Genomic DNA, 25841 nt, shown 5'->3' with positions numbered 1-25841 from the left:
GGTCTCAGCCCTCTCTCAGGGGAAGTGTATCATGGAACAGCGCATCCGCCGCCTGGGCGCGGTCCATGTCCAGCCGCCCGTCGCGCAGCCCCGCCAGAAGCCGCGCAAAGCCCTGCGCATGGGCCGATCCGTCGCCATGCAGCGCATCGTGGCGGACATAGGGCGCAAGGAACCGCATGCCGCACAAGCGGGCGGTCTGCTCGAACGGGGTTAGGAAGGTCCGCAGCGGAAAGTTCTGGTATCCGTCCGGGCCGAACGCCTCGGCCGGGGCCGAGGTGGACACCGCAAGCTGCATCGTCCGGCCGGCCAGCCTGTCGCCGCCCGCGCCATAGGCGAAGCCGCGCGACAGCACCAGGTCGATCCATTCCTTCAGCAGCGCCGGCGCGGAATACCAGAACATCGGGAACTGCAGCAGCAGCACGTCATGCGCCTCCAGCCGGTTCTGCTGCGCGGCCACGTCGATCTCGTATCGCGGGTTCTCGGCATAGAGATCGACGCTGGTGATCCCCTCGACCCGGCCGGCCGCGTGCCACATGGCGGCGTTGATCTGCGACGAGGCCAGCCCGGGATGGGCGAAGATGTGCAGGATGCGGGCCATGGGCGTCCTTTCGGGCAATGTCATGCCCTGAATGCGACAGGCGGCGTGCGGCTGTCCACCCCGCAGGACTTCGCCATTGTGCGACGGCCCTTCGGGGTTGCAGAGTTCACTTATGTCAAGGGAACCGCCGCGATGCGCCGATGTTGCCTTGCAGGTCGCAGCGACTGGAAGGGGGATTTCCATGCATCTGCCGCGTTTTCAGGAATTTGCAGGCCGGGGATGCCCCGCATGACCCCGCGTTGGGGCGCCCGCCCGGAAGGCGGCGAATGGCGCTTCGGCCTGTGGTCGCCCGGGGCGGCGCAGGTCGATCTGATGCTGGAGGGGCAGGCCCTGCCGATGCGCCGCGAGGCCAAGGGCTGGTGGGACCTGCTGCATCCCGCCCCCGAGGGCGCGGAGTACCTGTTCCGCGTCGACGGGCAATGCGTTCCCGACCCGGCCAGCCGCCTTCAGGCGGGCGATGTCCATGCCCCCTCGCGGCTGATCGCCCCGCGCCCCGCGCCCCGCGGCCCCGCGCGGGACTGGGCCTCGATGGTCATCTACGAGATGCATGTCGGCACGTTCACCCCCGAGGGCAGCCTTGCAGCCGCCGCCGCCAGGATGGAGCTGCTGGCCGGGCTGGGCTTCACCGCGATCGAGCTGATGCCCCTGGGGCAATGGGCGGGGAACCGGGGCTGGGGCTATGACGGGGTGCTGCCCTTCGCGCCCCATCCCGCCTATGGCACCCCCGACGATCTGCGCGCGCTGGTCGCTGCCGCGCATCGGGCGGGGCTGTCGGTCATCCTGGACTTGGTGATGAACCATTTCGGCCCGGATGGCGCCTATCTGCACGCGATCACGCCCGAGTTCTTCGACGCGGACCGCATGACGCCATGGGGCGCCGCGATCGATTTCGGGCAGGAGGCCGTCCGCCGCTTCTGGACGGAATGCGCCTGCCACTGGGTGTCGGAATACGCCATCGACGGGCTGCGGCTGGATGCGGTGCACCAGATCGCGGGGCCGGGGTCGCGCGACTTCCTGCATGACCTTGCCGCCACCCTGCGCGGCATCGCCCCCGTCCATCTGATCACCGAGGACGAAAGGAACGAGCCCGCCCTGCGCGAGGAGGGCGGCTATGACGCCAGCTGGAACGACGATTTCCACCACGCCGTCCATGTCGCCCTGACCTCCGAGGATCACGCCTATTACGCGCCCTTCGCGGTCGATCCCGTGGGCGATCTGGCGCTGGCCCTGCGTCGCGGCCATGTCGAGGAAGGCCAGCCCCGCCCGCCGCGCGACAGCCTGCGCGGCGCGTCCTGCGGGCATCTGCCGGTCACCGCATTCGTCAATTCGGTCCAGACGCACGACCAGGTCGGGAACCGCGCCTTCGGGGATCGCCTGCTGTCAATCGCGGACCCGGCGGGGGTCGCGGTCGCCTATGCGCTGCTGCTGTGTGCGCCTTATGTCCCCATGGTCTTCATGGGCGAGGAACGCGGCGCGACGACGCCCTTCCTGTTCTTCGCGGATTTCACCGGCGATCTGGCGCAGGCCGTCCGCACGGGCCGCGCGTCCGAGTTCCCCGAGGTCGCCCGCCACGGCGACACCGTGCCCGACCCGCTGTCGATGCAGACCTTCGCCGCCTCGCGCCTCGACTGGACGGACGATGCGCGGGTGCGCGAATGGCAGGACCTGACCCGGCGCGCGCTGGATTTCCGCGCGACCCATCTGCTGCCGCTGATCCGCAGCGCGCGGCGATCCGTCGATGTCGCGCGCGACGATGCCAGCCTGCTGGCCGACTGGCGCTTCGATGCGGGTCGCCTGCGCATCGCGCTGTCGCTGGGCCGTCCGGGCGGCGAGGGCATTTCCGGCGCACAGTTCGGGATCGGCCTGATGGGCCGCGATCCCTTTGCCATTTCCGTCAAGGTGGACCCCGCATGAACATTCCCGACGCGACCTATCGCATCCAGCTGAGGAACGGCGTCGATTTCGCCCGCGTGCAGGGGCTGCTGCCCTATCTGCGCGACCTCGGGGTGTCGGACCTCTATCTCTCGCCCATCTTCGCGGCGGTGCCCGGGTCCACCCACGGCTATGACGTGACCGACCCCACCGCGATCGAGCCCGAGCTGGGCGGCCGCCCGGCATTCGAGGCGCTGGCCGCAGCCGCACGCGATGCGGGCATGGGCATCATCATCGACATCGTGCCGAACCATACGGCCTTCTCGCCCGCGAATCCCTGGCTGGCCGACGTGCTGCGCCACGGGCGGTCCAGCATGCATGCGCCGGCCTTCGACATCGACTGGGATGCGGGGCCGCTTGTCCTGCCGTTCCTGCCCGACCCCTTCGAGATCGTGCTGGAACGCGGCGATTTCACGGTCGAGGGCGACGAATGGGTCATGGGCGGGCTGCGCCTGCCGCTGGCCCCCGGACCGCGCCCGCAATCCCTGCGCGACCTGCACCGCGTCCAGCACTGGCGGCTGGTGCATTACGAACGCGAACGCGACAGCATCACCCATCGCCGCTTCTTCAACGTCACCGGCCTGATCGGGATGCGGGTCGAACGTCCCGAGGTGTTCGACGCGACCCATTCGCTGATCCTCGACCTGGTGCGGAAGGGGCTGGTGCAGGGCTTGCGCGTCGATCACATCGACGGGCTGGTCGATCCGGCAGGATACCTGGACCGGCTGCACGGCGCGCTGCCCGACACGCCGATCTGGGTCGAGAAGATCCTCGTGGATCACGAGACGCTGCCCGCCTCGTGGCCGGTGGCGGGGACGACCGGCTACGAATCCGCGCGCCTGTTCGCGCGGGCGCTGACCGATGCGAAGGGCCTTGCGCGGCTGGATGCGCATTGGCGCCGTGCGACCCTCATCACCGAGGATTTCGCATCCTCGCTGATGGCCGCCAAGCACGAGATCCTGGACAACGAGCTGGCCGCCGAAAGGCGCCAGCTGATCGCGCTGGCCCGCAATGCACTGGGCGCGCGCCCCGAAGGCGCCCCCGGCCCTGAATGGCTGCGAGAGGCGGTGACCGCGCTTCTGGTCGCCGTGCCGCGCTACCGCACCTATGTCGCGGCGGGGGGCATGGCGCCGGGCGATGCCGAACTGCTGACGGACATCGCCGAACGGGCGGGGCAGGGGCTGCGGTCGCGTGCGGTGGTCGATGCGCTGGCGGACCTGCTGCGGCAGGACGGCCCCTTCACGCGGCGCTTCCAGCAGGTGTCGGGCGCGCTTCTGGCGAAGGCGCAGGAGGATACCGCGGGCTTCCGCTGGACCCGCTATCTTGCCGCGAACGAGGTCGGCGCCGAGCCGGACGAGGCCACGATCACCGATGCCGAGGCGACGGCCTTCCTGAAGGCCCGTGCCGCGACCGAGATGAACCTGACCTCGACCCATGACACCAAGCGGTCCGAGGATTCGCGCATCCGGCTGGTCGCGATCAGCCATCTGCCCGACGATTTCGCCGCGCTGCACGATGCCGCCGCCGCGCTGCCGCAGGCGCGGGGGGTTCCGGGGCGGCGGATCTGGTATGGCGTGCAGTCGGCGCTGGCGATCCACGGCGCACCCGATGCGGATGCACGACTGTGCGCCCACCTGGAAAAGGCCATGAGAGAGGCGAAGCTGCGCAGCTTCTGGACCAATCCCGACGAGGATGCCGAGAGCCGCGCCAAGGCCCTGACCTCGGCCGTGCTGGACAGCTGGCGCGTCCCGCCGCCCGCGCTGACCCGCCTGATCGAACGCGCCGAGGCGCTGATCCTGATGCAGCTGGCGATGAAGGTCCTGACGCCGGGCTTTCCCGACATCTATCGCGGTACCGAAGAGCAGCTGCTGGCCCTGACCGATCCCGACAACCGGCACTCGGTCGACTGGGACGCGCTGGCCCGCAGCAGTTCGGTCAAGGCGCGCTGGACGCGCGAGCTGCTGCATCTGCGCCGCGACCGGGCGGGCTTCCTGCGCGAGGCGGATGTGCTTCTGGAACGCGACGAGGGCGGCATGCGCATGATCCGCCGGTCGGGGGGCGACAGCCTGACCGCCTTCTTCGGGCGCGAACTGCCGCCGGGGCGTGCGCTCCTGTCCTGGCAGGGGCAATCGGGCGATGTGGTCGCCCTTCTGGAAGGCAGCGACGGCAATCCCTGATTGATAAACAGCAACACGCGGAACGGCCTTGGCGCGGGCGTGTTTCTTGCATGTCCGGCAAATCCGATGCCGGACATGCTTTTGACAAAGTCCCATCCAGACAAGGATCATCGCCGTGTCGATCACGCACCGTATGCCGGCTGCGACCGGATATTCCGTGGCCACCATCCTGCTGGCCGGCGGCAAGGGGACGCGCCTTGCCGACCTGACCGCGACCGAGGCGAAGCCCGCCATCCACTTCGCGGGACGCAACCGGATCGTCGATTTCACGATGGCCAATTGCGTGCGCTCGGGGATCGGGCGCATGATCGTGGCGACGCAGTTCGCCCCCGCGACGCTACATGACCACCTGCCCGCAAGATGGGGGGCGCATTTCGCCCCGAACGGGCTGAGCATCGCCGACGGGCGCGGCGCCTATGCCGGGACCGCCGATGCCGTCCGGCGCAACTGGGACGCGATCGAGGCGTCGGGCGCAAGCCATGTCCTGGTCCTTGCCGCCGACCATGTCTACGAGATGGACTATCGCCCCATGATCGAGGCGCATGTCGCGTCGGGGGCGGCGGTGACGCTGGCCGCCGACGTGGTGGACCAGGCGCAGGCATCGGGCTTCGGCGTGATGCATGCCGACCGTCAGGGCCGCATCCTGTCCTTCCTGGAGAAGCCCGAATTCCCGCCCTCGATCCCGGACGAGCCGGGACGGGCGCTGGTGTCGATGGGCATCTATGTCTTCGACAAGGCGTGGCTGGCCGATGCAATGCGCGACGGAACCGCGACCGATTTCGGGCACGACCTCGTGCCGCTGGCGGTGGACCGGGCCGAGGCGATGTCCTATCGCTTGCCCGCGGGCAGGGGCGGGCGCAGCTATTGGCGCGACGTGGGCACGCTGCAGGCCCTGCGCCTTGCGCAGCTGGATTTCCTGCGCGATCCGCCCGCGCGCCTGCCGTTCCCCTCGGCCGTGGGGGACTGGTATCTGGGCAATGACAGCGTGGCGATGCCCGGCGCGACCGTTCACCCCCATGCACGCCTGACCCGCTGCATCGTGGCGCCCGGCTGCCATGTTCCCGCCGACCTGGTCGCGGGCGAGGATCCGTCCGAGGATGCCCGCTGGTTCCGTCAATCCGGCGACACGCTGCTGATCACGCCCGCGATGCTGCGCCGTCGCGATGCGCTGCGCCCGCGCCCGGCCCATGTCCTGCGGGGGATGCGCCGCCATGCGTGACGCGACCGACACCCCGTCCTTTGACCGAAGCGTCCTGCGCCCCGACCTGCTGGGGGCGCAGCATCTGGGCGACGGCACCAATTTCGCGCTGTTCTCGGAACATGCCGATGCGGTCGAGCTGTGCCTGTTCGACCGGACCGGCACCCAGGAGCTGCACCGCCTGATGCTGCCCGAGATGGAGGGCGGGATCTGGCACGGCTTCCTTCCCGGTGTGGGGCCGGGGCAGGTCTATGGTTACCGCGTGCACGGGCCCTATGCGCCCGAACAGGGGCACCGCTTCAATCCGAACAAGCTGCTGCTGGACCCCTATGCGCAGGAGCTGCGTGGCCGGATCGAATGGCACGACGCGCTGCACGGCTATGTCATCGGGCAGGACGACCTGTCCTTCGACGAACGCGACAGCGCGCCCTACATGGTCAAGGGCGTGGTGGCCGATACCGACTTCGACTGGGAAAGCGAGGCCGCGCTGCGCACGCATTGGACCGATACCGTCATCTACGAGGCGCATGTGAAGGGCCTGACGCAGCTGCATCCGGGCGTGCCCGAGACGCTGCGCGGCACCTTCGCGGGGCTGGCCTCGGATGCGGTGATCGACCACCTGCTGCGCATCGGCGTCACCGCGATCGAGCTGCTGCCCGTCCATGCCTTCGCCAATGACCGCCACCTGGCTGACAAGGGGCTGTCGAACTACTGGGGCTACAACACGCTGTCCTTCTTCGCGCCGCACGCCCCCTATCTTCGCAGCGGCCAGATCCGAGAGATGAAGGAGGCGATCCGCCGGTTCCACAAGGCCGGCATCGAGGTGATCCTGGACGTGGTCTACAACCACAGCTGCGAGGGGAACGAGCTGGGCCAGACGCTGTCCTTCCGCGGGATCGACAACGCGTCCTATTACCTGCTGTCCGACGATCCGCGCCACAGCTTCGACACGACCGGCACGGGCAACACGCTGAACGTGGCGCATCCGATGGTGCTGCGCATGGTCATGGACAGCCTGCGATACTGGGTCGAGGCGATGCATGTAAACGGCTTCCGCTTCGACCTGGCATCCACCCTGGGCCGCGAGGCCGAGGGCTTCGAGAGGCACGGCTCGTTCTTCAACGCGCTGCGGCAGGATCCTGTGCTGTCGGGCATCAAGCTGATCGCCGAGCCGTGGGATATCGGCGAGGGGGGATACCAGGTCGGGGGATATCCCTGGCCCTTCCGCGAATGGAACGACAAGTTCCGCGACGACACGCGCGCCTTCTGGCGCAGGGACCCCGCGCTGGTCCCCGCCATGGCCGAGCGCCTGTCGGGATCGCCCGTCCAGTTCGACCATAGCCACCGCCCCGCCACCAGCAGCGTGAATTTCGTCGCCGCCCATGACGGCTTCACCCTGTGGGACACGCTGTCCTTCAACGACAAGCACAACGACGCCAATGGCGAGGATGGCCGCGACGGGCACGATCACAACCTGTCCGACAACATGGGCGCCGAAGGCCCGACCGGGGACGCGTCCATCGACGAGGCCCGCAGCCGTCGCGCCCGCGCGATCCTGGCGACGGTGCTGCTGTCACAGGGCGTGCCCATGCTGCTTGCGGGCGACGAGATCGGCAATTCGCAGGGCGGCAACAACAACGCCTATTGCCAGGACAACGACATCTCGTGGCTGGACTGGGCATCCGCGCGGGACGACCTGACCGATGCCGTGGCGGCGCTGACTGCCTTCCGCCGCGATGCGGGCCTGTCGCGTCCCCGCTTTGCCATGGCGGGGCAGGACCTGCAGGACCGCAGGCCCGTCGTCGAATGGCTGCACCCCGAGGGTCGCCCGCTTGGCGATGCGGACTGGGCCGACGAGGGGTTGCAGACATTGGGCATGATGCGTCGAAACCCCGACGGCGCCCGGGTGTTGATCGTGCTGAATGCCGGAGAGGACGCCGAATTCGTGCTGCCCCCCGGTGAATGGACACTTCGCATCGACAGCGCGGCTGCGCCTGTCGCCTGCGAAAGGAATGTCACGGGCCGCATCCCGCTGCCCTGGCAAAGCGTGCTGGCCCTGACCGAGGACGGGTCCGGCGAAATCGCCATCTGACGACGGAGGCAAGGATGGAAATGGAACGTGAAGAACTGATCAAGGCCCGCGCCCATCGCATCTGGGAAGATGCCGGTCGCCCCGAAGGCCATGAACATGCACATTGGGAACAGGCCGAGGCCGAGCTGGCCGCCGAGGAGAAGGGCGGCATCATGCGCCCCGGAACCGGATCCGAGACGCCCACCGAACAGCCCATGTCGAATGTGAACGACACGCCGGGCACGGAATCGGGTGCTCCCGGTAAGCCGGGCAAGTGAACCTGCGGGCGGCCCTCAGCCCAGTGCGATTACGGGGCCGCCCGCGCTTGTCGCATCCTGCGCATCATGGGTGACCATCAGCGCGGGGATGCCCGCAGCACGCAGGTGATCGAAGGTGAAGCTGCGGATCTCGTCGCGCAGCTGCGCATCGAGGGCCGAGAACGGCTCGTCCAGAAGGATCGCCGCGGGTTCGGCCAGCAGCCCCCGCATCAGCGCGGCCCGCGCCCGTTGTCCGCCCGACAGGGTGGCCGGATCGCGGTCATGCATTCCGCCCAGACCCGCATCGACCAGCGCGGACTCGATCCGGGCGCGTCGGTCGCGATGGCGGCGCGGCATCCCGAAGCCGAGGTTCTGCCCAACGCTCAGATGCGGGAAAAGGTCCGAGTTCTGGAAAATCATTCCGATATTGCGCCGCTCGGCCGGAAGGCCCGTCAGGTCGCGCCCGTCCAGCAGGACGCGGCCCTGCAAGGCGAAGCCCGCGCCCAGGTGACCGCCGATGGCGTCCAGCAGGCTGGACTTGCCCACGCCCGACGGCCCCATCACCGACAGGACCTGTCCCGCCTCTACCCGCAGCGACATGGGCCCCAGCAGCGGGCGGCCACCGGGCAGGCGGATGGCAAGGTCGATCAGCTCTAACATTCCCTCAGGCCCCTCTCAGGTCGCGGCGGTTGCGATGCAGGATCGCGGGTATCACGAATGCCGCCGCAAAGCCCATCAGCGGCAGCGCGGCCTGGATGGTCGCCACGACCGCCGTGACCCGCCTGTCGGACGAAGCGGCAAGGGTCACGGCCTCGGTCGTCAGGCTGGGGGTGCGACCTGCGCCAAGGAACAGCGTCGGCAGGTATTGCGCGACGGATACGGCGATGCCGATGGCGGCTGCGGTCAGGATCGGGCGCAGCAGGATCGGCAGGCGCAGCGCGAACAGCCGCCGCCACGGACCGGCCCCGAGCGCCGCGCCCGCGCGGAAATGGCGCGGATCGACCGCCCGCCACGGATCGGCGAGGGCGATCATCGTATAGGGAAAGACGAAGATCGCGTGCCCCCAGATCACCAGCCACATCCCCGGCGACAGGCCCGCCCGCAATGCGGCGGTGTTCACCCCGAACAGGAAGCCGATCTGCGGCAGCAGCAGCGGCACGAATATCGCGGCCTCGGCCCAAGGCAGGCGGCGATTGCTGCGGGTCTCGGATTCCAGCCACGCGATGGCCGCCAGCAGGGCCAGCGCGGTGCTGGCCCCCGCCATGATCAGCGTGTTCGCCAGCGGCGCGGCCCATCCCTGAACCGAGCGTGCCCAGATCCGCAGCGACAATTCCTGCGGGACCAGGTCGGGGAATGCCCATCGCCACGCAAGCGACCAGATGACAAGCGCCACCATCGCGCCGAAGCCAAGCGTCATCGCGACGCAGGCGGCCCCGCGCAGGGCACGCAGCGCGATGCCCGCCCCCGGCGCGGGCGCACCGGCATGGACCCAGGCCCCGCCCAGTCGCGCGACGGGCCTTCGGATCAGCAGGCCCGCCCCCGCCGCCGCGCCGACCAGCGCCAGTTGCAGCAGGCTGCCCGCCGATCCCGACATGAGCCGCGTCAGGTCCGGATCGGCATAGTCGCGCGCCAGCAGGACGGCCAGCGTGGGCGGGTTCGACGGCCCGAGGATCAGCGCGACATCCACGACCGACATCGAATAGGCCAGGACCACCAGAACCGGCAGCCGCATCAGCGGCCAGATCTGCGGCAGGATGATCGCCAGCCACAGCCGTGCCTCGGACGCGCCAAGCGCGCGACCCGCGCGCAGGTGGCGCCGCAGGGGGATCTGCGCGCAGGCGGTCAGCATCATCAGCAGCAGGAACGGGAACTCCTTGACCGTCAGCCCCGCGATCAGCGACAGGCCGAACGGATCGCCGATGCTGGCGATGTCCGGCGGTCGGTCCCAGCCAAGCACGGGCGCGACTGCCCGCGCGATCCAGCCCGAGGGTGCCATGACGAAGGCCAGCCCGATCGCCAGCGCCGCGTGGGGCATGGCCAGAAGGGGCGCAAGCAGCCTGCCGCCCCGACCCTTGCGGGTGATCGCCATCGCGGATGCCAGCGCCAGCAGGAAGGACAGCAGCGTCGCGCCGATCCCGGTGAACAGCGACAGCCAGACCGCGCGGCCCAGACCCGGCCGGTCCCACAGCGCCGCCCATGCGGCAAGGTCCGGCCCCTGCGCGCCGATGGCGGGCAGGTGGCCTGCGGCTGCAAGCGCCGTCTGCCACAACCCCGCGCCGATGGGCAGCAGGATCGCGGTCAGGATCAGCGCCGGAAGGAACCGGGCGGCCAGGCTCATCTGGTGTGGCGATCCGCCCAGTCTTCGGTCAGGCGCGTCATCCAGCTGGCATGCGGTTCGGGCAGCGTCGGGCCCAGCTCGGCCAGCGTGGGCAGGGCAGGGGCGGTGGGCAGGGCCTCGAACCGGGCCTGCGCCTCGGCGTCCAGCCGTTCGGGATCGAGGACCGAGAACGAGCCGAGCACCTCGATGTTCTGCATCCTCGCCTGCGTTTCGGGGGCCAGCAGGAAGTCGGCCACGACCTCGGCCCCTTCGCGGTTGGCGGCGTTGAAGGGGATCGCGACGAAGCTGACATTGCCGATGGACCCGGCATCCGGCACGAAGACCCGCGCGGTTTCGGGCAGCAGGCCCTGTTCGACCTGGGCTGCGGCTGCGGCGGGGTCGAAGGACATGGCAATGTCGATCTCTCCGTCGGCCAGAAGCTGCTGCTGAACGGATTCGTTTTCGGGGAACGCCTCGCCGCCGCGCCACAGGTTGGGGCGCAGCGCGTCGTACCAGTCCCACAGCGGCGCGGTCTGCGCGGCATAGGCCGCGTCGGTTACCGGCGCCTTCAGCGCCCGCGGGTCGGGGGCCAGTTCCAGCAGCGCCTGCTTGAGGAAGGTCGCGCCCATGAAGTTCGCGGGGTCGGGATGCGTCATCCGGCCCGGATTGGCGGCGGCCCAATCGACGAAGCCCGCCATGTCGACAGGCGGTTCGGGCACGCGGTCGGCATCGCGGATGAAGACGAAGCGGGCCAGGCGCCACGCGCTCTCCATCCCGTCGACGGGGGTGGTGAAGTCCAGCGCGGCGGGCGCGCCCTCGGACAGGTCCAGGAAGCGCGCGTTCGGCAGGTCGCCCGCGAAGGGACCGTGCAGCAGGTCCTGTTCCTTCATCGACAGGAAGTTCGGCCCGTTGATCCAGATCAGATCGACCGAGCCGCCCTCGGTGCGGCCGGCCGACTTCTCGGACAGGACGCGGGTCACGGCCTCGGCGGTGTCGGTCAGCTTCACGTGCACGACCTCGACCCCGAAGCGTTCCTCGGTCTGCTGGCCGACCCACCGGATGAAATCGTTGGTGCGCTGATCGCCGCCCCATGCGTTCCAGTAGACGGTCTGCCCGCGCGCGGCTTGCAGCGTGTCGGTCCAATCCGCCATCGCGGGCGTGGCAAGGGCCGCAAGGGCCAGGGCAAGAAGGGATCGACGGTGCATCAGCGGCTCCTGTTGTCGGGGGCGAAGGCGGTCCAGCCTTGGTGCCAGCGAAGGGCCGTCGTGACGGCACATGCGGCGGCGAACAGCACGGCAAGGAAGGGGAAGGCCTGCGGGAAGATGCAGATCAGCACGAACAGCGCGATCGTCTCGAACCCCTCGGTCAGGCCGCCCAGATAGTAGATGCCCTTGGACGGAAAGGCGGCGGCGGCCTGCCCGCGCTTGGCGGCGATGGCGGCAAAGGCCAGGAAGGACGACCCCGTCCCCACGAAGGCCGCGATCAGCAGGGCGGCGGGCAGGGCGTTCGCCGCCGGGTCGTGGATCGCGAAGCCCAAGGGGACCAGCGCGTAGAACAGGAAGTCCATCGCGATATCCAGGAAGGCGCCTCGGTCGGTCGGCCCCTGGATGCGCGCGACCGCGCCGTCCAGCCCGTCCATCAGCCGGTTCGCCACGATCAGCGCCAGCCCGATCAGGCAGAACCCGAAGGCCAGCGCCACGAAGCCCAGAAAGCCGATGGCGAAGCCCGCCACCGTCAGCTGGTCGGCCCCGATCCCCCGCGCGGACAGGTATCGCGCGGCCGGAGCCAAGGCGCTGCGTTGCGCGGGCAGGATCAGGGCGTCGATCATCCGCGCCTCCAGTCGTGGAAACGGCGGGCGATGTCGGTCAGGCGCGGGTTCACATGGGCGCGGCGCCATTGACCGGCGACGGATTTGTTCGCCTCGGCCAAGGTGGGATAGATGTGGATCGTGCCCAGGATCTTGGACAGGCCCAGCCCGTGCTTCATCGCCAGCACGAATTCCGCCATCAGGTCGCCCGCATGGACGCCCGCGATGGTCGCACCGATGATCTTGTCGCTGCCCTTGCGGGTCAGCACCTTGACGAAGCCCTTGGTCGCGCCGTCCGCGATGGCGCGGTCGGACCCCGACAGGTCGAAGCGCGTGACCTCGTAGGGGACTCCCTGGTCGCGGGCCTCGGTTTCCGACAGGCCAAGGCGCGCGATCTCGGGGTCGGTGAAGGTGGCCCAGGGGATCACCCGGTCGTCCACGCGCGAGGCGCGGATGTCGCCGAACAGCCCGTTCACCGCAGCATAGTACGCCTGGTGGCTGGCGGTATGGGTGAACTGCCAGGGGCCCGCCACGTCGCCCGCGGCCAGGATGTTGGGATGGATCGTCTGCAGGTATTCGTTCGTGTCCACCGTGCGATCCGTGCCGATGCCCAGCTCCTCGAGGCCGATGCCCTTAAGGTTGGCGGCGCGGCCCGTGGCGGCGACGATCTCGTCCACGCGCAGGGTGCGGGTGCCGTCGGGGCCCTCGACCTCCAGCCAGGGGCCGTCATCGTCACGGCCCGCGCCGACGGCCTTGTGGCCGGTCAGCACCTCGATCCCGTCATCCTGCAGCGCGGCGGTCACCAGCTCGGACACCTCGGGGTCCTCTCGGCCCAGGATGCGGTCGGACATCTCGACCTGGAAGACCTGCGCGCCAAGGCGGCCGAAGGCCTGCGCCAGTTCCGTCCCGATGGGTCCGCCGCCCAGGATGGCCATGCGCGCGGGCACCCGGTCGCGGTCGCGCAGCGCGCCCCACATCGTGTCCGAGGTCAGCACCCCCGCTTCGCGAAGGCCCGGAACGGGCGGGACGATCGGGCTGGCCCCCGTCGCGATGACGATCGCGCGCGAGGTCAGCTTGCGGGTCGAGCCGTCGTTCATCGCGATCTCGACCGTCCAGGGGTCGGTCAGGCGACCGCGGCCCTGCAGGACCTCGACGCCCAGCCCTTCATAGCGTTCGACGCTGTCATGGGGCGCGATGGTGGCGATGGCACCGTGGACGCGCTCCATCACGGCGCGGAAATCGACCTGCGGTTCCACGGGCGCGATACCATAGCCATCGGCGCGGCGCATCGTGCGCGCGACGGCGGCGCTGCGGATCAGCGATTTCGAGGGCACGCAGCCGGTGTTCAGGCAGTCGCCGCCCATCTCGTTCGCCTCGATCAGGGTGACCTTGGCCTTGGTCGCGGCGGCGATATAGGCCGTCACGAGGCCCGCGCTGCCGCCGCCGATGACGATCAGGTTGCGGTCGAAGGATTTCGGTTTCGTCCACTGGCCGTTCTGCTTGCGGCGGCGCACGATGCCCACGATGGCCTTGGCGATCCAGGGAAAGACCGCCAGCGCCGCGAAGGACGCGAGGATCCGCGGCGAGACGATGCCCGACAGGCTGTCCAGGCTGGCAAGCTGCGTGCCCGCGTTGACGTAGACGGCGGTGCCCGCCAGCATGCCCAGCTGGCTGACGCCCGCGAAGGTGCGCAGGCGCATCGGCGTCAGCGCCATCAGCAGGTTGACCGCCACGAAGGGCAGGACCGGAATCAGCCGCAGGGAAAACAGGTAGAAGGCGCCGTCACGCTCCAGCCCGTCCTCGATCCGGCGCAGGCGGTCGCCGAAGCGCGCGCGGACCCAGTCGCGCAGCAGGTGCCGCGCCACGAGAAAGGCGATGGACGCCCCGATGGTCGAGGCGAAGGACACGATCACCAGCCCCTGCCAGAAGCCGAACAGCGCGCCCGCGGCCAGCGTCAGCCACACGGCCAGCGGCAGCGACAGCGCGGTGACCGCGACATAGGCCAGGAAGAAGCCCGCGACGACGGCGACGGGGCTGGTCTCGCGCAGCGTCTGCACGCGATCCAGCTGGCTGCGGATGCCGTCCAGCGTCAGCAGGTCGCCCGGCACGAGGAAGGCTGCGGCGATGACGCCCACGGCAAGGGCGGCGAAGATCAGGGGGCGTGACATGGGCGCGATCGTTCCTCTTGTTGCAGGTATCGCCTGCTATTCGTGCCGGACAGCCGGATCGTTACACCATATCCGCGATGCGGTCGCCGCCAAGGGCAGAAGTTCCGCCGCCGGATCGCCCGCACGGGCGCGCAGCATCAGCCCGCGCGCCGTCGCCCCGACCAGCGGGGCCAGCGCATCCGGCGCGGCTGCCAGCGCATCGCGCGGCATCGCGCGCAGGCGGTCAGCGATTGCGCGGTCCATCGCGTCCAGGCGCCTGCGGAATTCGGTCCGGAAGGCCTCGTCGCTGCCTGCGGCATCGGCCAGCACGCAGGATATCAGGCAGCCGGGCGTGTCGGGATCGGTCGTGCCCAGTTCGATCACGCGGCCAAGGAAATCGCGCAGCGCCCTTGCCGGTGGCGCGTCGCCGTCGAAGGCCGCCATCAGCGGCGGCACGCGGGTCGCGCCGTATCGGTCCAGCGAGGCGAGGAACAGCCCGCGCTTGCAGCCGTGATCGCGGTAGATCCCCGCACGCGGCACGCCCATCCCCCGCGACAGCCGCCCGACCGAGGCCCCCTCATAGCCATGCGCCCAGAAGATCCGCATCGCGGATTCCAGCGCGTCATCCGGATCGGTCCGGCGCGGGCGTCCGGCATTCGGGGAGGTTGTCTGCATGGAACCAGCCTAGCAGAACGCTCGTTCTCAAATCAATGCAGCAGCTTCGCCCGAAGGCCATGATGACCCACCCCCGGACCCTGCGATCAGCCCGGCCAGCGATCCGCGATGGCCTGTGCCAGTTGCGTCAGCGTAGGGCGCACGGGGTCGGGCTGGGGCACGCCCTCGACCGGCAGGGGGGCATTCGCGCCATGCGTGACCAGCGCGCCGTATCCCCCAAGCGCCTGCATGCCCAACGTGTCCCAGACATGGCAGGCGACAAGGCACAGCCTGCTGCAATCCGTGCCAAGGCGGTCGGCCACCATGCGATAGGTTTCGGGCGCGGGCTTGAAGCGGCCCGTGGGCTGGACGCTGAAGCGGTGCTCGAAGAAATCGGCCAGCCCCGCGCGGGTCAGCGCATCCGGCCCGTCCGAGGGCGGCGAGTTCGTCAGCGTCACCATCCGGAACCCCCGGTCGCGCAGCAGCGACAGGGCCTCGGTCGCGTCGGGATGGGCGGGCATGTTCGCGATGGCGTGGCGCAGCGCGGTCACGTCGTCATCGACGATGGCCGTGCCGCGGATGCGGCCCATCATGCGCAGCACGCCGCCCGCAAGCTGGGCGAAATCGCCCTCGATCCCGGCCAGCGTCAGCGATTGGGAATACAGCACCAGCTGCGCGAACCAGTCCCGCATGATCGCCGGATCGCCGAAGATCCGGTCGAAGACGGGCGACAGCGTTTCAAGATCCAACAGCGTTTCGTTCACGTCGAAGACGAGGACGGGGCGTTCGGACATGGCATGACCTCCGGTGTTTCGATCGGGGGCAGCCTGCACCCGGCGGTGCGGCATTACCAGCCGTCCGCCGATCACAAGCCAGAGGAGGCGACATGACCCATCAGACCCCCATGCCCGGCAGCAAGGCCCCCGCGATCGAGGCCAAGGACGCCACGGGCCAGCCCTTCCACGCCCCCGCAAGCGCCGATGCCAGGATGGCGGTGACCTTCTTCTATCGCGGCGTCCATTGCCCGATCTGCAAGACCCAGATCGAGGACCTGGCCGCCCGCCAGTCCGAGTTCCGCGAGCTTGGCGTCGATGTCTCCGCCGTCTCGATGGATGACGACGACCGCTTTGCCCGCCAGCAGGCGGAATGGAACCTGGGCGACCTGCCCGTGGCCCATGCCATGACCGAGGCCTCGGCCCGCGAATGGGGGCTGTTCATTTCCGACAAGGCGCAGGACAGCGAACCCGCGCGCTTCGCGGAACCGGGGATCGCGGTCACCTATCCCGACGGCCGCATCTATTCGCTGTATTTCCAGAACGTGCCCTTTGCGCGCCCGACGCTGGACGACCTGCTGAAGGGCCTGGGGTTCATCCTGAAGAAGGGCTATCCCATCCGCGGAACGGCCTGAGGCCGACCGCCGAGATCGATGACCGGGGCCGCGATGCGAAGGTATCGCGGCCCTATACTTTCGAGATGCCGCTGCACCCTTTGCGCGATCTGTCTGCCGCGTCCCGCCCGCTATGATGGTGACGAGGTAGAAGAACCAAGAGGGAGCAACCCCATGAAGATCCTTCTGGCGGATGATCACGCCCTGATCCGCGACACCATCTCGGCCTGGCTGGGGCAACGCATGAACCGCGTGACCGGCTGCGCCAGCCTGACCGAGGCCGAGAGCCTGCTGGACGCGGGCAATGCCTTCGACATCGTGCTGCTGGACCTGAACATGCCCGGGATGGAGGGCGTGGACAGCGTGCGGCGCATGGTCGAACGCGTGGCGCCCATCCCCGTCGGGGTCATCACCGGATCGGCCACGCCCCTGATCGCCCAGCAGGTGATCGAGGCCGGTGCGCGGGGCTTCCTGCCCAAGACGCTGACCGCCAAGTCGCTGGAGGCCGCGATCCAGTTCATCGTCGCGGGTCAGGTCTTCATGCCCTATGCCGCCGACGAGACGCGACGCCGCGCGACCGATCTGGGCCTCAGCACGCGCGAGATCGAGGTGCTGGAGCATCTGTGCCACGGCCTGACGAACCGCGCCATCGCCGAGGATCTGGGCCTGAAGGAGGTCACGATCAAGCTGTATGTCAAGACGCTGTGCCGCAAGCTGGGGGTCGCGAACCGTACCCAGGCCGCGCTGCGCGGGCGCGACATGATCGCCGTCTGAGCCGACCTACTGCGCCAATTCCGCAACGCATCGCCGCCCGTTCCGCCTGTCGTCTTGGCGGACGGGCGGTTTTCCTCTAACGCCAGCCCGGAAGCCAGCCGACGGTCCGTTCCGCAGCCAGCCATTGCGAATTGAACCGTTGGAGGATTGCATGGCCGCATCGCGCCGCCTTGCCGCAGGGCTTCTCTGTGGCGCCTGCTTCCCGTTGACCGTCCTGGCCCAGGAACCGGTCATGCTGGAAGGTATCGTCTTGACCGCCGAGGAACAGGCCGCACTTGGCCGCGTCGAGATCGGGGCCGAACGCCTCGAGGATGTCGCGACCGGCAGCCTGGACGACGTCTTCGCCGAGGAGCCCGCCGTGTCGGTGGGTGGCGGCATCGCCCTGACCGAGCAGGTCTTCGTCAACGGCATCGACCAGCAGCAGCTGGCCGTCACCGTGGACGGGGCTTCCCAGAACAACAGCCTGTTCCACCACACGGGCACGAACGTGATCGATCCGGGCCTGCTGAAGGCCGTCCGCGTCGATCCGGGCGTTGCGGGCGCGGATGCGGGCCCCTATGCGCTGGCGGGCAGCCTCGCCTATACCACGAAATCGGCCATCGACCTGCTGGAGCCGGGCCAGACCTTCGGCGGCAAGGTCACGACGGGCTATTCGGACAACGGCAACACGGCCACGGGCGCGCTGACGCTCTATGGCAAGCAGGGGCCGGTGGACGCACTTCTGTACCTGCGCCGCGACAGCGGTGACGACTACGAGGACGGTGCCGGCAACGAGGTCGCCAACACGGGCGCGGATCTCGACAGCGGCATGATCAAGCTGGGCGCGGACCTGGGCGACTGGCGTGCGGAATTCGGCATGACCCGGATCGAGGACGACGCGCTGCGCCCCTATCGCGCGAATATCGACGGCATTCTGGGTCGCACCAACGATCCCCGCCGCTACGAGCTGATCCAGACCAGCCGCACGCTGAGCCTGAAGAAGGCCGATGACGGCGGTCCGTGGAACCCCGAGTTCCGCCTGTCCAAGTCGGAAAACGAGGTGAACACCTTCGATCTGGCGACCGATGACACGAGCGATCCGGACTTCAACCTCGGGACGGCCTCGACCGTGTCGGCGGTGGCGCAGAACGTCAACGAATGGAACGGCATCGAATTCACCACCGGCGTCGATATCCAGAACCGCACCGGCCATTACGAAGGCCAGTTCCGCGGCGAGATGAACAGCTTCCGCGAGGACAACCGCAACACGGGCGTCTTCACCCAGGCGCGCGGCAGCATCGACCGCTTCGATTTCGGTGCGGGCCTGCGCTATGACTGGAACGAGTTCACCGGCGCGAACGGCCAGCAGATCGACAGCGACGGCGCCAGCGTCAACGCAAGCGTCACCTGGCACGCGACCGATGCGCTGTCCTTCTCGGGGGCCTACAGCTCGGTCTTCGGGGGCACGCAGATCGGGTCCGCCTACGAATACTGGACCGACAACACCGCTGCGGGCGCCTATGACGACCTGGAGCCGGGTCGTGCGCAGAACGCCGTGCTGGGCGTCGCATGGGAACAGGGCGGCACCATCGTCGGCGGCGACCTGTTCAGCACCAAGCTGAACAACGCGCGCAAGGGCCTTGGGGTCGTCGATGCCAAGACCGAGGGCTATCGCCTGTTCGTCTCGCAGGAATGGCAGGGCGGTTCGGCCTCGATCCGCTATACCGACACCGAGGTCGAGATCGACGGTTCGGGCACCACGACCTACTATCTGCGCGATCTGGGCATGATCCCGGGCCGGATGCTGGCGCTGCAGGTCAAGCAGGACGTCACCCCTGAAATCCAGGTCGGCGGCATCGTCGAACATGCCTTCGACGAGGACGGCGCCTTCGATGCGACCAGCGACCTCGAGGGGTATACCGTCGTGGACGTCTTCGCGGAATATGCCCCCGCGCAATACGAGAACGTCAGCTTCCGCGCCGAGATCGGCAACCTGTTCGACCAGGACTATATCGACCGTGCGAGCTATGGCGGCGATTATTCCGACGTGTTCGGCCAGTCCGAGCCGGGTCGCACGATCTCGCTCTCGGCCAGCGTGAAGTTCTGAGAATGCGAAGGCCCGGCGAAACGCCGGGCCTTTTTCGTCACGCGGGGACTGTCAGCGCCTGGCGCGCATGGCGCAGATCGGCCGCCATCCGCGCGGCGGGCTTCGGCCCGAACCATTCGAGCGAGGCGTCCAGGCCGCGCAGATGCGGCAGCAGCGCCGCGTAATCGACCGCGCCCTCCGTCAGCGGGCAGATGCCCTGCCGGTCGCCATTCGCATCGTGGATGTTGCCCGGGCGGAACACGGTCAGTTCCCTGGCCGAGGTCACGTTCTTCAGATGTGCATGCGCCACCACATCCCCAAGCGTGCACAGCGCCGCCAGCGGGTCGGCACCCGATTCCCAGACATGCAGCACGTCGAAATTGATCCGCACCGCCGGATGATCCAGCGCGTCCAGAAGGTCGGTGACGGGGCCAAGCCCGTCGGCCAGCGTCTGCGGATGCGTTTCCAGCGCAAGGTCGATGCCGTGATCGGCGGCGATATCCGCGCAGGCGCGCAGGTCGCGGATGATGCGGGCGCGGTGATCGGGACGGACCAGCGCGCTGTCGGTGCCGCCCGCGAACAGGCGCAGGCGGTCCGCACCCCAGTCGCGGGTCAGCGAGACCAGCGCGCGCGCGTCCAGCACGTCGAAGCCCGCATCGCCCACGGGCAGGTATCCCGCCAGCATCGGCACGCGGGGGCGGCGGTCCAGCGCGGCCCATTCCTGCGCCAGCGCGCGGGCGTGGGGGGCCCATATCTCCAGCCCGTCGAACCCTTCGCGGGCGACGTATCGGGCCAGCTCGGATGCGGTGACGTCGAGGTGGCGGAAGGCCACCGAACAGGCGTGGATTCTCATGCGTCGCCCTCCAGCCAGCGGGCGTGCCATTCGGCGACGGTCGCCTTGATGCCGCGTTCCAGGTCAGACAGTTCCCCCAGCATCCCGTGCAGGGCGTCCAGATCCTCGCCCCCGCGCGCGAAGGCCACGGCGCGGCGGTGCAGCGTGTTCAGTCCGCCATGCAGCGCCGCGATCCGGTCGCAGCATTCCTCGAAGGCGGCATGGCCCGCGCCCTCGATGTCGCCGAAGATCGCCAGCGCGTGCTCATAGGCGTATTTGCGGATCGCGATGACCGGCAGCTCGCGCAGCGCGGGCTCCAGGTCGGCGCGGGGCAGGCGGGTCGCATGGGCGTCGATGATCGCGGCCAAGGTGTCCAGCAGGGGCAGGTCGTCCGCGCGGAAGGTCGCGTCGAAGATGGCCGCGATGTCGTCGCGCGATGCGGGATGGGCGTCCGCGTTGTCGAAGGCGAAGCCGCCCGCCACGCTGTCGCGCAGGAAGGCGCGGCGCAGGTCTGCGGCGGGGATCAGCCCCTCCCACCGGAAATCGGGGTCGCGCATCAGCCAGATCGAGGGGTCGTCAGAAGGCTCGATCAGGGCGTAATGCGGAAAGGGATCCTGCGCGAACTTGTTGTCCCGCTGCGGCAGCAGGAACATGTCGATCATCGGCATGACATAGCGACCGGGCCGCCAGTCGGCGATCAGCCGGTCCAGCCGTTCCAGGTTCGCCTGTTTCGGCGCGGCATCGTCGTGCCAGCGTTCGACCGTCACCCCGAACAGTTGCTTCATCCAGCGACAGTAGAAGTCGTGGTCGATATCATCGGCGTGATAGGACAGGCGCATCCGGTCGTCGGTGACGACCTGCCCGTCCCACAACCCGATATACAGCGGGCGGTGGTCGATCCCGCCGCGATCCTTCAGCGCCTGGCAGAAGCAGCTGACGACGCAATGGACCTTGATGTCGATCGGCTCCTCCTCGGCGGGGGTGGCGCCGGACAGGGCCTCGGCCAGGGCGCGGATGGTCAGGCCGGGGGCGCGGTCGAACGTGTCCTCGGCCATCTCGATGCCGGCCTCTTCCAGGTGCAGCATCAGGGTCATCAGCTGCACGCTGTCCAGTCCCAGGTCGTGGCCCAGCCGCGCCTCGGGGGCGAAGCGGTCCATGCGGGAACAGGCCATCGGCCCGGCAAGGATGCCGCGCAGGGTTTCCGTGACGGTTTCGGGAGTGGGGATGGGGCGGGGGTCGGTCATTCAGGCCTCCTCGGACAGGCGGGTCGCAAGGTCGCGGCGGGCGATCTTGCCATTCGCGCCGCGCGGCAGGGCGGGCAGGTGGACGATGCGCACGGGGCGCTGGCGGGGCGACAGGGCGCGGTCCAGATGGGCGCGCAGCGCGTCCTCGGATGCGGTGCCCGCGAAGGCCAGCGCGGGACGCTGGTTCGTGTCGGGATCGGGAATGGGAAAGGCCACGGCGTCGTCGATGCCGGGGCAGGACATGGCAGCGGTCTCGATGTCGGCGGGGTGGATGTTGAAGCCCGCGACGTCGATCACCTCGGCCTCTCGGCCCGCGAAGACCAGGTGGCCGCGGCTGTCGATCACGCCCAGATCGCCCGTCGCGATATCGTGGCCATCCGCGGTGACGATGACCGGCGCGGGGGTGTCGGTCCCCGCCGCGATGCGCAGATGGGGCAGGGGGGCGCCCATGTCCTCGGGGGTGCGGGGGTCGGCGGCGATGGCGCAGCAGCCGGCCTCGGAACAGCCGTATTGCTGGAACAGGTGCCGGCATGCGCGGCGCAGCGCATCGAACCACGGGCGCGGCAGCACCGTCCCCGAGGACATGGCCGCGTGGATCCCGCCCTCGCCCGCGAAGCGCGCCAGCACGTTCAGCAACGGCGGCGCGGCATAGAGCACGGGCCGGTCCGTCGCCGTCAGCACCCGCAGGATGCGGCGCGGGTTCGCGCCCTCGATCACCACCGGCACATGGCCGCGGGCCTGTCCGACCATCACGCCCGCGATCAGCCCGTAGCTGTGGGTCACCGATGCCGCGATCACGGGGGTCATCCCGGCGGCCTCGGGGAAGGCGCGGATATAGGCGTCGATCTCGGTCGCGATCTGGGCCCAGCTGCGGGCGATGATCTTGGGCGTGCCGGTCGTGCCCGAACTGGTCTGGATCAACACTCCGCCCGGCGCATGGGGCGCGTCCTGGTCCAGCACGATGATGCCCTGGTCGGTCACCATGCGGTTGCAGCCCGACTGCCGCGCCAGCACCAGCGCGGCGGCGGGCGGGGTGTCGGCGGCGATCGGGTGGCAGGACGCGCCCGCGCGGCGCAGTTGCAGGATCGCCGTCAGGGCATGGGCCTTGTCGGACAGGTGCACGCCGATGCGCGTGCGGTCGGGGTCCTGGCCCGCCAGCATGTCGGGCAGTTCGACCTCGGACGGGTCGATCAGGCGGTCGTTCAGGCGAAAGCGCGTTTCGGTCATGGGGCGGTTCTTTCCAAGAGGGTTCGGGGCCGGATGCACCGCCGTCCGACCCAGCAGCCGCGAGGCGAGGGATTCGGCGGGGATGTGATCGGCATCGCTTGCAAGATCGGGAAGGGCGGGCAGCGCGGCGCGGGTCAGGGACCAGAAGCGGTCCTCGGGCAGGCGGCCCGTGCGGTGCAGCGCGTCTGCGATTTCGGACAGGACATGGACGACAAGGCAGTCCATCACCAGGTCGCGCAGGTCGGTGGCCTGGCCCATGCGGTGATATTCGCCGGGCGGGGCCAGGTCGAAGGCCGGATCGATCGCGCCCAGGTCGGGGGCAAGGTCCGGGCGGGCCAGCAGCTCGGGGACGTATTCGAGGCTTTCGCTGAAGTCGCGGGCGATCAGGCGGACGGGCCAGCCGTCATGGATCGCAACGGCAAGGTTCTGGCCATGCGCCTCGAGGCCGATGCCGTGATGGCCCATCAGGTGCCAGACGGGGCGCAGCAGGCGCAGGAACTGCGCGATCCAGGGCGTCGTGCCGTGCTGGCGCAGCCACGGGTCGATCAGCAGCCCGCCCGCACCGTCGCCAAGCGACAGCGCGCTGACGGGCACGGCATTCGCGGGCGGAGCCTCGCGCCGGATCGCGGCCAGCCTGCCGCCAAGCGCATCGGGGCGCATGATGACCGCGCCGTGTTCGCGCAGGATCGACAGGTCCGCCAGCGCCGGATCCGACGCCACCACCGCCGCCAGCCAGTCCGAGATCGCGGGCGCGACCGCCACGGACCAGGGCAGCAGGTTGCGCAGCGACGAGGTGACGCCGACGGCCAGCGACATCTTGAGATGGTCGCCCCCGTCCAGCGGCGCCAGCGTGCGCAGCGATGCGGTGGCCTGCATGTCGGGGCCGTCATGGGGCAGCAGGCACAGGCTGCCATCCGCGATCATCGGCGCCACCTCGGCCTGAAGGCGCTGCCATTGCCAGGGATGGACCGGGATCGCGCCCGCCGGGGCAAAGCCGCGCGCCACGTCGGTCCCGTGCCGGATCGCGCCCCGCGCCTGCAGCCACAGGGGCCGGATCGTGCGGCCGCCCTCGGGGCCGAAGGCCAGGTTGTCGGCATCCGAGAACCCCGTGCGCGACTTGAAGCAGGGGTGATAGGGGTGACCCTCGATCAGCGCGGATTCCAGCGCGGGGCCGCGCAGCAGGTGGCGGTTCGGGGGCGTGGCACCCGCCTGCCGCAGGAAGGCCGCGCTGCGGCGCACGCCGTCCAGAAGCGCGGTCGCGTCATGACCCGCCGCCCGCAATGCCCGCCCGAGGATCCCAAACGTCAGGGGTGCGCCGCCATCTGTCAGCGGATCGCCCGTCAGCCGCACCCGGCCCGTGGCCTGGATGCGATGGGGCGCGCGGATCGCGACGCCGCCGATCAGCCAGCCGCCGCGCAGGGGTGTCAGGATGCCCTCGAAGGCCAGGGCCTCGACGGTCTGGCGCAGGGCGCGGGTTTCAGGCGACATCGACAAGGGCCTTTCGGGGGGCGAATGCGGGCAGGGGGTTCACGACGCAGACCTGCGGTGCGCGTTCGCCGGGGATCAGCAATTCGTCCACGCCGCCCAGCTGCGTCAGCAGGTTGCCCTTGGCGGGCAGGTGCTCGTCGCGCAGCCAGCGTCCGATCAGGCGCGCGCCGTGACCGGGCAGGGTGGCGGCCAGTTGGGTCAGGTGCCGCGCCAGCATCCGCAGGGCTTCGTTTTCGGGCATGAGGGCGTCGGCGGCCATGCGGTGGATCACGCCGAAGACCTGGTTGACGATCAGGGTATAGGACAGCGCGTCCTCGGCCTCGGCGCGGGAATAGGTCAGCTGCGGGATGGCGCGCATCTCGGGGGTGGCCATGTCGCGGACGACATAGAAGCCCTGGTTGTCGCGATAGTCGCAGCGCATGGGCAGGCCGCGCGTCAGGTCCAGCAGGGCGTTCTGCTGATGCGCCTCGAACGCGATGCCGGTCCGGTCGTACATCCGCAGCAGCGGTGCGACCGCGCAATCCAGGTAGGCCGCGAACCAGTCGCGCGGATCGTGCCCCGCGACCATCCGCGCCAGCAGCGAGGACTGCCCCGGCAGTGGCGCGGAGCACAGACCCGCGACCTGCATCACCGCATCGCCGCGCCAGGGGTTCTGGCGGAGGACCAGCTCGAAGCCGGTTTCGGGGGTGTCGCCGCGCAGGGTCGCCCAATGCGGGTCGGTGACGATGCGCATCGGCCCGAAGGATGGCAGCCCCGCCATCGCGCGTGCCATCACCGGACCCGTCAGCAATTCGTGCCGCTTGTTGATCCGCTGCGAATTGGTGATCGTGACCGGAAGCGAGACCTTGACCTGCCACGGGCTGTCCGGGTGCCACAGCGTCCTGACCGAGGATGTCGCGATCCATTCCGGCCCCACCGGTCCCAGGTCGCGGATGCCCTGCGCGGCAGGCGTGTCGCGCAGGCGGTCCCATGTCAAGGGATGCACGGGCAGCAGCGCACGCCCCGCGCCAGGGTCAAGGTCGAAGCCCGGAAGCTTGCGGATCACGGCGCTGTCCGTGGCCTCGAGACGGTCCGCCTCGACCGACAGCGCGTGCAGGCGCAGTTGCCCCTGCCAGTCGGGGGTCATCGCGACCTCTTCGGCGGGGCTCATCCCGGTCAGGGCCTTGGGGCAGGGGTGCATCCAGTGGCCGAACCATGTCGCCTGTTCGGCACCTTGGAAATCGGCGGCAAGCGTGGCATGCATCCGGCCCGCCACGATGCGGGCCATGCGTTCCGCGCTGCGAAGGGTGCGGTCGGCCAGCAGATCCGCCTGACCGGGCCAACGCTCGCGCATCGCCTGCACGCACAGGGCAAGCGCCTCGGCCGTATCGATCCCGCGCCCGCCAAGCGTGCAGTGCCCCACGGGCCCCGGACCGCAGCGTGCGATGCCATCGGTCACGCGCAATGCGCCAAGCACAGCGGTCGTGCCCTCGGCGGTCACAAGATCGGTTTCACGGTAAAGGCAGGCCAGCAGCGCGCCAAGACTGACGCGGGCGGCCGTGCGTTCGGCCAAGGTCGGGATGCTCATGTAAGCCTCGGGTTGGTTCGCGGATGAACCGGATAGGAAAGAGGGCTTGCATGACGCTGGCTGAGGGTCTGGTAAGGTTTCCGACCAGAATAGTCAACT

At 69.4% G+C, this 25841-nt stretch carries 20 protein-coding genes; 8 read left to right on the top strand and 12 right to left on the bottom strand.

The window, feature by feature from the left end:
- Positions 1-4 precede the first annotated feature (4 nt).
- A complete protein-coding gene (locus F804_RS0111150) occupies positions 5-598 on the bottom strand; it encodes an NAD(P)H-dependent oxidoreductase (RefSeq protein ID WP_022707831.1) in 594 nt (197 codons plus the stop codon).
- 228 nt (positions 599-826) lie between these two features.
- Between F804_RS0111150 and treZ the strand changes: the two genes are divergently transcribed.
- The 5 genes from treZ (at position 827) to F804_RS16335 (ending at position 8254) form a co-directional block, all read left to right on the top strand.
- Positions 827-2512 (top strand): malto-oligosyltrehalose trehalohydrolase, encoded by a 1686-nt coding sequence (gene treZ, locus F804_RS0111145; RefSeq protein WP_051142367.1) that lies wholly within the window; start codon positions 827-829, stop codon positions 2510-2512.
- On the top strand, positions 2509-4707 hold the full coding sequence (treY, locus tag F804_RS16345; RefSeq protein ID WP_022707829.1) for a malto-oligosyltrehalose synthase: 2199 nt from the start codon (positions 2509-2511) through the stop codon (positions 4705-4707). Before treZ ends, treY begins: the two co-directional genes overlap by 4 nt.
- 115 nt (positions 4708-4822) lie before the next feature.
- Positions 4823-5926 carry a sugar phosphate nucleotidyltransferase gene (locus F804_RS16340; protein ID WP_245540351.1) on the top strand — a complete coding sequence of 368 codons (1104 nt, stop codon included), beginning with the start codon at positions 4823-4825 and terminating at the stop codon, positions 5924-5926.
- A complete protein-coding gene (glgX, locus tag F804_RS0111130; RefSeq protein ID WP_028725892.1) occupies positions 5919-7997 on the top strand; it encodes a glycogen debranching protein GlgX in 2079 nt (692 codons plus the stop codon). The genes F804_RS16340 and glgX overlap by 8 nt, the downstream gene beginning before the upstream one ends.
- A 20-nt stretch (positions 7998-8017) precedes the next feature.
- Positions 8018-8254: a DUF2934 domain-containing protein gene (locus F804_RS16335; RefSeq protein ID WP_211214622.1), complete on the top strand. Its 237-nt coding sequence runs from the start codon at positions 8018-8020 to the stop codon at positions 8252-8254.
- Positions 8255-8269: 15 nt separating this feature from the next.
- On the opposite strand, the gene F804_RS0111120 is transcribed toward F804_RS16335, so the two are convergent.
- From F804_RS0111120 to F804_RS0111090, 7 genes are all read right to left on the bottom strand, one after another.
- Complete coding sequence (locus F804_RS0111120; RefSeq protein ID WP_022707825.1) at positions 8270-8893, bottom strand: ATP-binding cassette domain-containing protein; 624 nt, start codon at positions 8891-8893, stop codon at positions 8270-8272.
- Positions 8894-8897: 4 nt separating this feature from the next.
- Positions 8898-10571, bottom strand: coding sequence for an ABC transporter permease (locus tag F804_RS0111115; RefSeq protein ID WP_022707824.1), 1674 nt, complete (start codon positions 10569-10571; stop codon positions 8898-8900).
- Positions 10568-11755 carry an ABC transporter substrate-binding protein gene (locus tag F804_RS0111110; protein WP_022707823.1) on the bottom strand — a complete coding sequence of 396 codons (1188 nt, stop codon included), beginning with the start codon at positions 11753-11755 and terminating at the stop codon, positions 10568-10570. Before F804_RS0111110 ends, F804_RS0111115 begins: the two co-directional genes overlap by 4 nt.
- Positions 11755-12378, bottom strand: a complete 624-nt coding sequence (locus F804_RS0111105) for a CDP-alcohol phosphatidyltransferase family protein (protein WP_022707822.1) — start codon at positions 12376-12378, stop codon at positions 11755-11757. The genes F804_RS0111110 and F804_RS0111105 overlap by 1 nt, the downstream gene beginning before the upstream one ends.
- Positions 12375-14525 (bottom strand): FAD-dependent oxidoreductase, encoded by a 2151-nt coding sequence (locus tag F804_RS0111100; protein WP_022707821.1) that lies wholly within the window; start codon positions 14523-14525, stop codon positions 12375-12377. Before F804_RS0111100 ends, F804_RS0111105 begins: the two co-directional genes overlap by 4 nt.
- Positions 14526-14561: 36 nt before the next feature.
- Entirely contained in the window at positions 14562-15179 is a 618-nt protein-coding gene (locus F804_RS16995; RefSeq protein WP_022707820.1) for a TetR/AcrR family transcriptional regulator, read from the bottom strand.
- 86 nt (positions 15180-15265) lie between these two features.
- Complete coding sequence (locus tag F804_RS0111090; protein ID WP_022707819.1) at positions 15266-15952, bottom strand: haloacid dehalogenase type II; 687 nt, start codon at positions 15950-15952, stop codon at positions 15266-15268.
- Between the two features lie 92 nt (positions 15953-16044).
- Here F804_RS0111090 and F804_RS0111085 point away from each other — a divergent pair, with 92 nt between their 5' ends.
- The 3 genes from F804_RS0111085 (at position 16045) to F804_RS0111075 (ending at position 19405) form a co-directional block, all read left to right on the top strand.
- Positions 16045-16566: a redoxin domain-containing protein gene (locus tag F804_RS0111085; protein ID WP_022707818.1), complete on the top strand. Its 522-nt coding sequence runs from the start codon at positions 16045-16047 to the stop codon at positions 16564-16566.
- Positions 16567-16719: 153 nt separating this feature from the next.
- Complete coding sequence (locus F804_RS0111080) at positions 16720-17319, top strand: response regulator transcription factor (protein WP_022707817.1); 600 nt, start codon at positions 16720-16722, stop codon at positions 17317-17319.
- A gap of 151 nt (positions 17320-17470) precedes the next feature.
- Entirely contained in the window at positions 17471-19405 is a 1935-nt protein-coding gene (locus F804_RS0111075) for a TonB-dependent receptor domain-containing protein (RefSeq protein ID WP_022707816.1), read from the top strand.
- Between the two features lie 37 nt (positions 19406-19442).
- Here the strand turns inward: F804_RS0111075 and F804_RS16325 are convergent, their stop codons facing one another.
- From F804_RS16325 to F804_RS16315, 4 genes are read right to left on the bottom strand one after another with little or no spacing between them, the layout of a single operon-like run.
- Complete coding sequence (locus F804_RS16325; RefSeq protein ID WP_022707815.1) at positions 19443-20237, bottom strand: sugar phosphate isomerase/epimerase family protein; 795 nt, start codon at positions 20235-20237, stop codon at positions 19443-19445.
- Positions 20234-21460: a DUF6005 family protein gene (locus F804_RS16320; RefSeq protein WP_022707814.1), complete on the bottom strand. Its 1227-nt coding sequence runs from the start codon at positions 21458-21460 to the stop codon at positions 20234-20236. The genes F804_RS16325 and F804_RS16320 overlap by 4 nt, the downstream gene beginning before the upstream one ends.
- A complete protein-coding gene (locus F804_RS0111060; RefSeq protein ID WP_040595987.1) occupies positions 21461-24175 on the bottom strand; it encodes an IucA/IucC family protein in 2715 nt (904 codons plus the stop codon).
- Positions 24165-25742, bottom strand: a complete 1578-nt coding sequence (locus F804_RS16315; RefSeq protein WP_022707812.1) for an IucA/IucC family protein — start codon at positions 25740-25742, stop codon at positions 24165-24167. Before F804_RS16315 ends, F804_RS0111060 begins: the two co-directional genes overlap by 11 nt.
- Positions 25743-25841 lie beyond the last annotated feature (99 nt).

It is taken from the genome of Paracoccus zeaxanthinifaciens ATCC 21588 (genome assembly GCF_000420145.1).
GTDB classification, from domain to species: Bacteria; Pseudomonadota; Alphaproteobacteria; order Rhodobacterales; family Rhodobacteraceae; genus Paracoccus; species Paracoccus zeaxanthinifaciens.
Note: the sequence above shows the minus strand (reverse complement) of the source record. Positions and strands in the feature narration are given on the sequence as shown.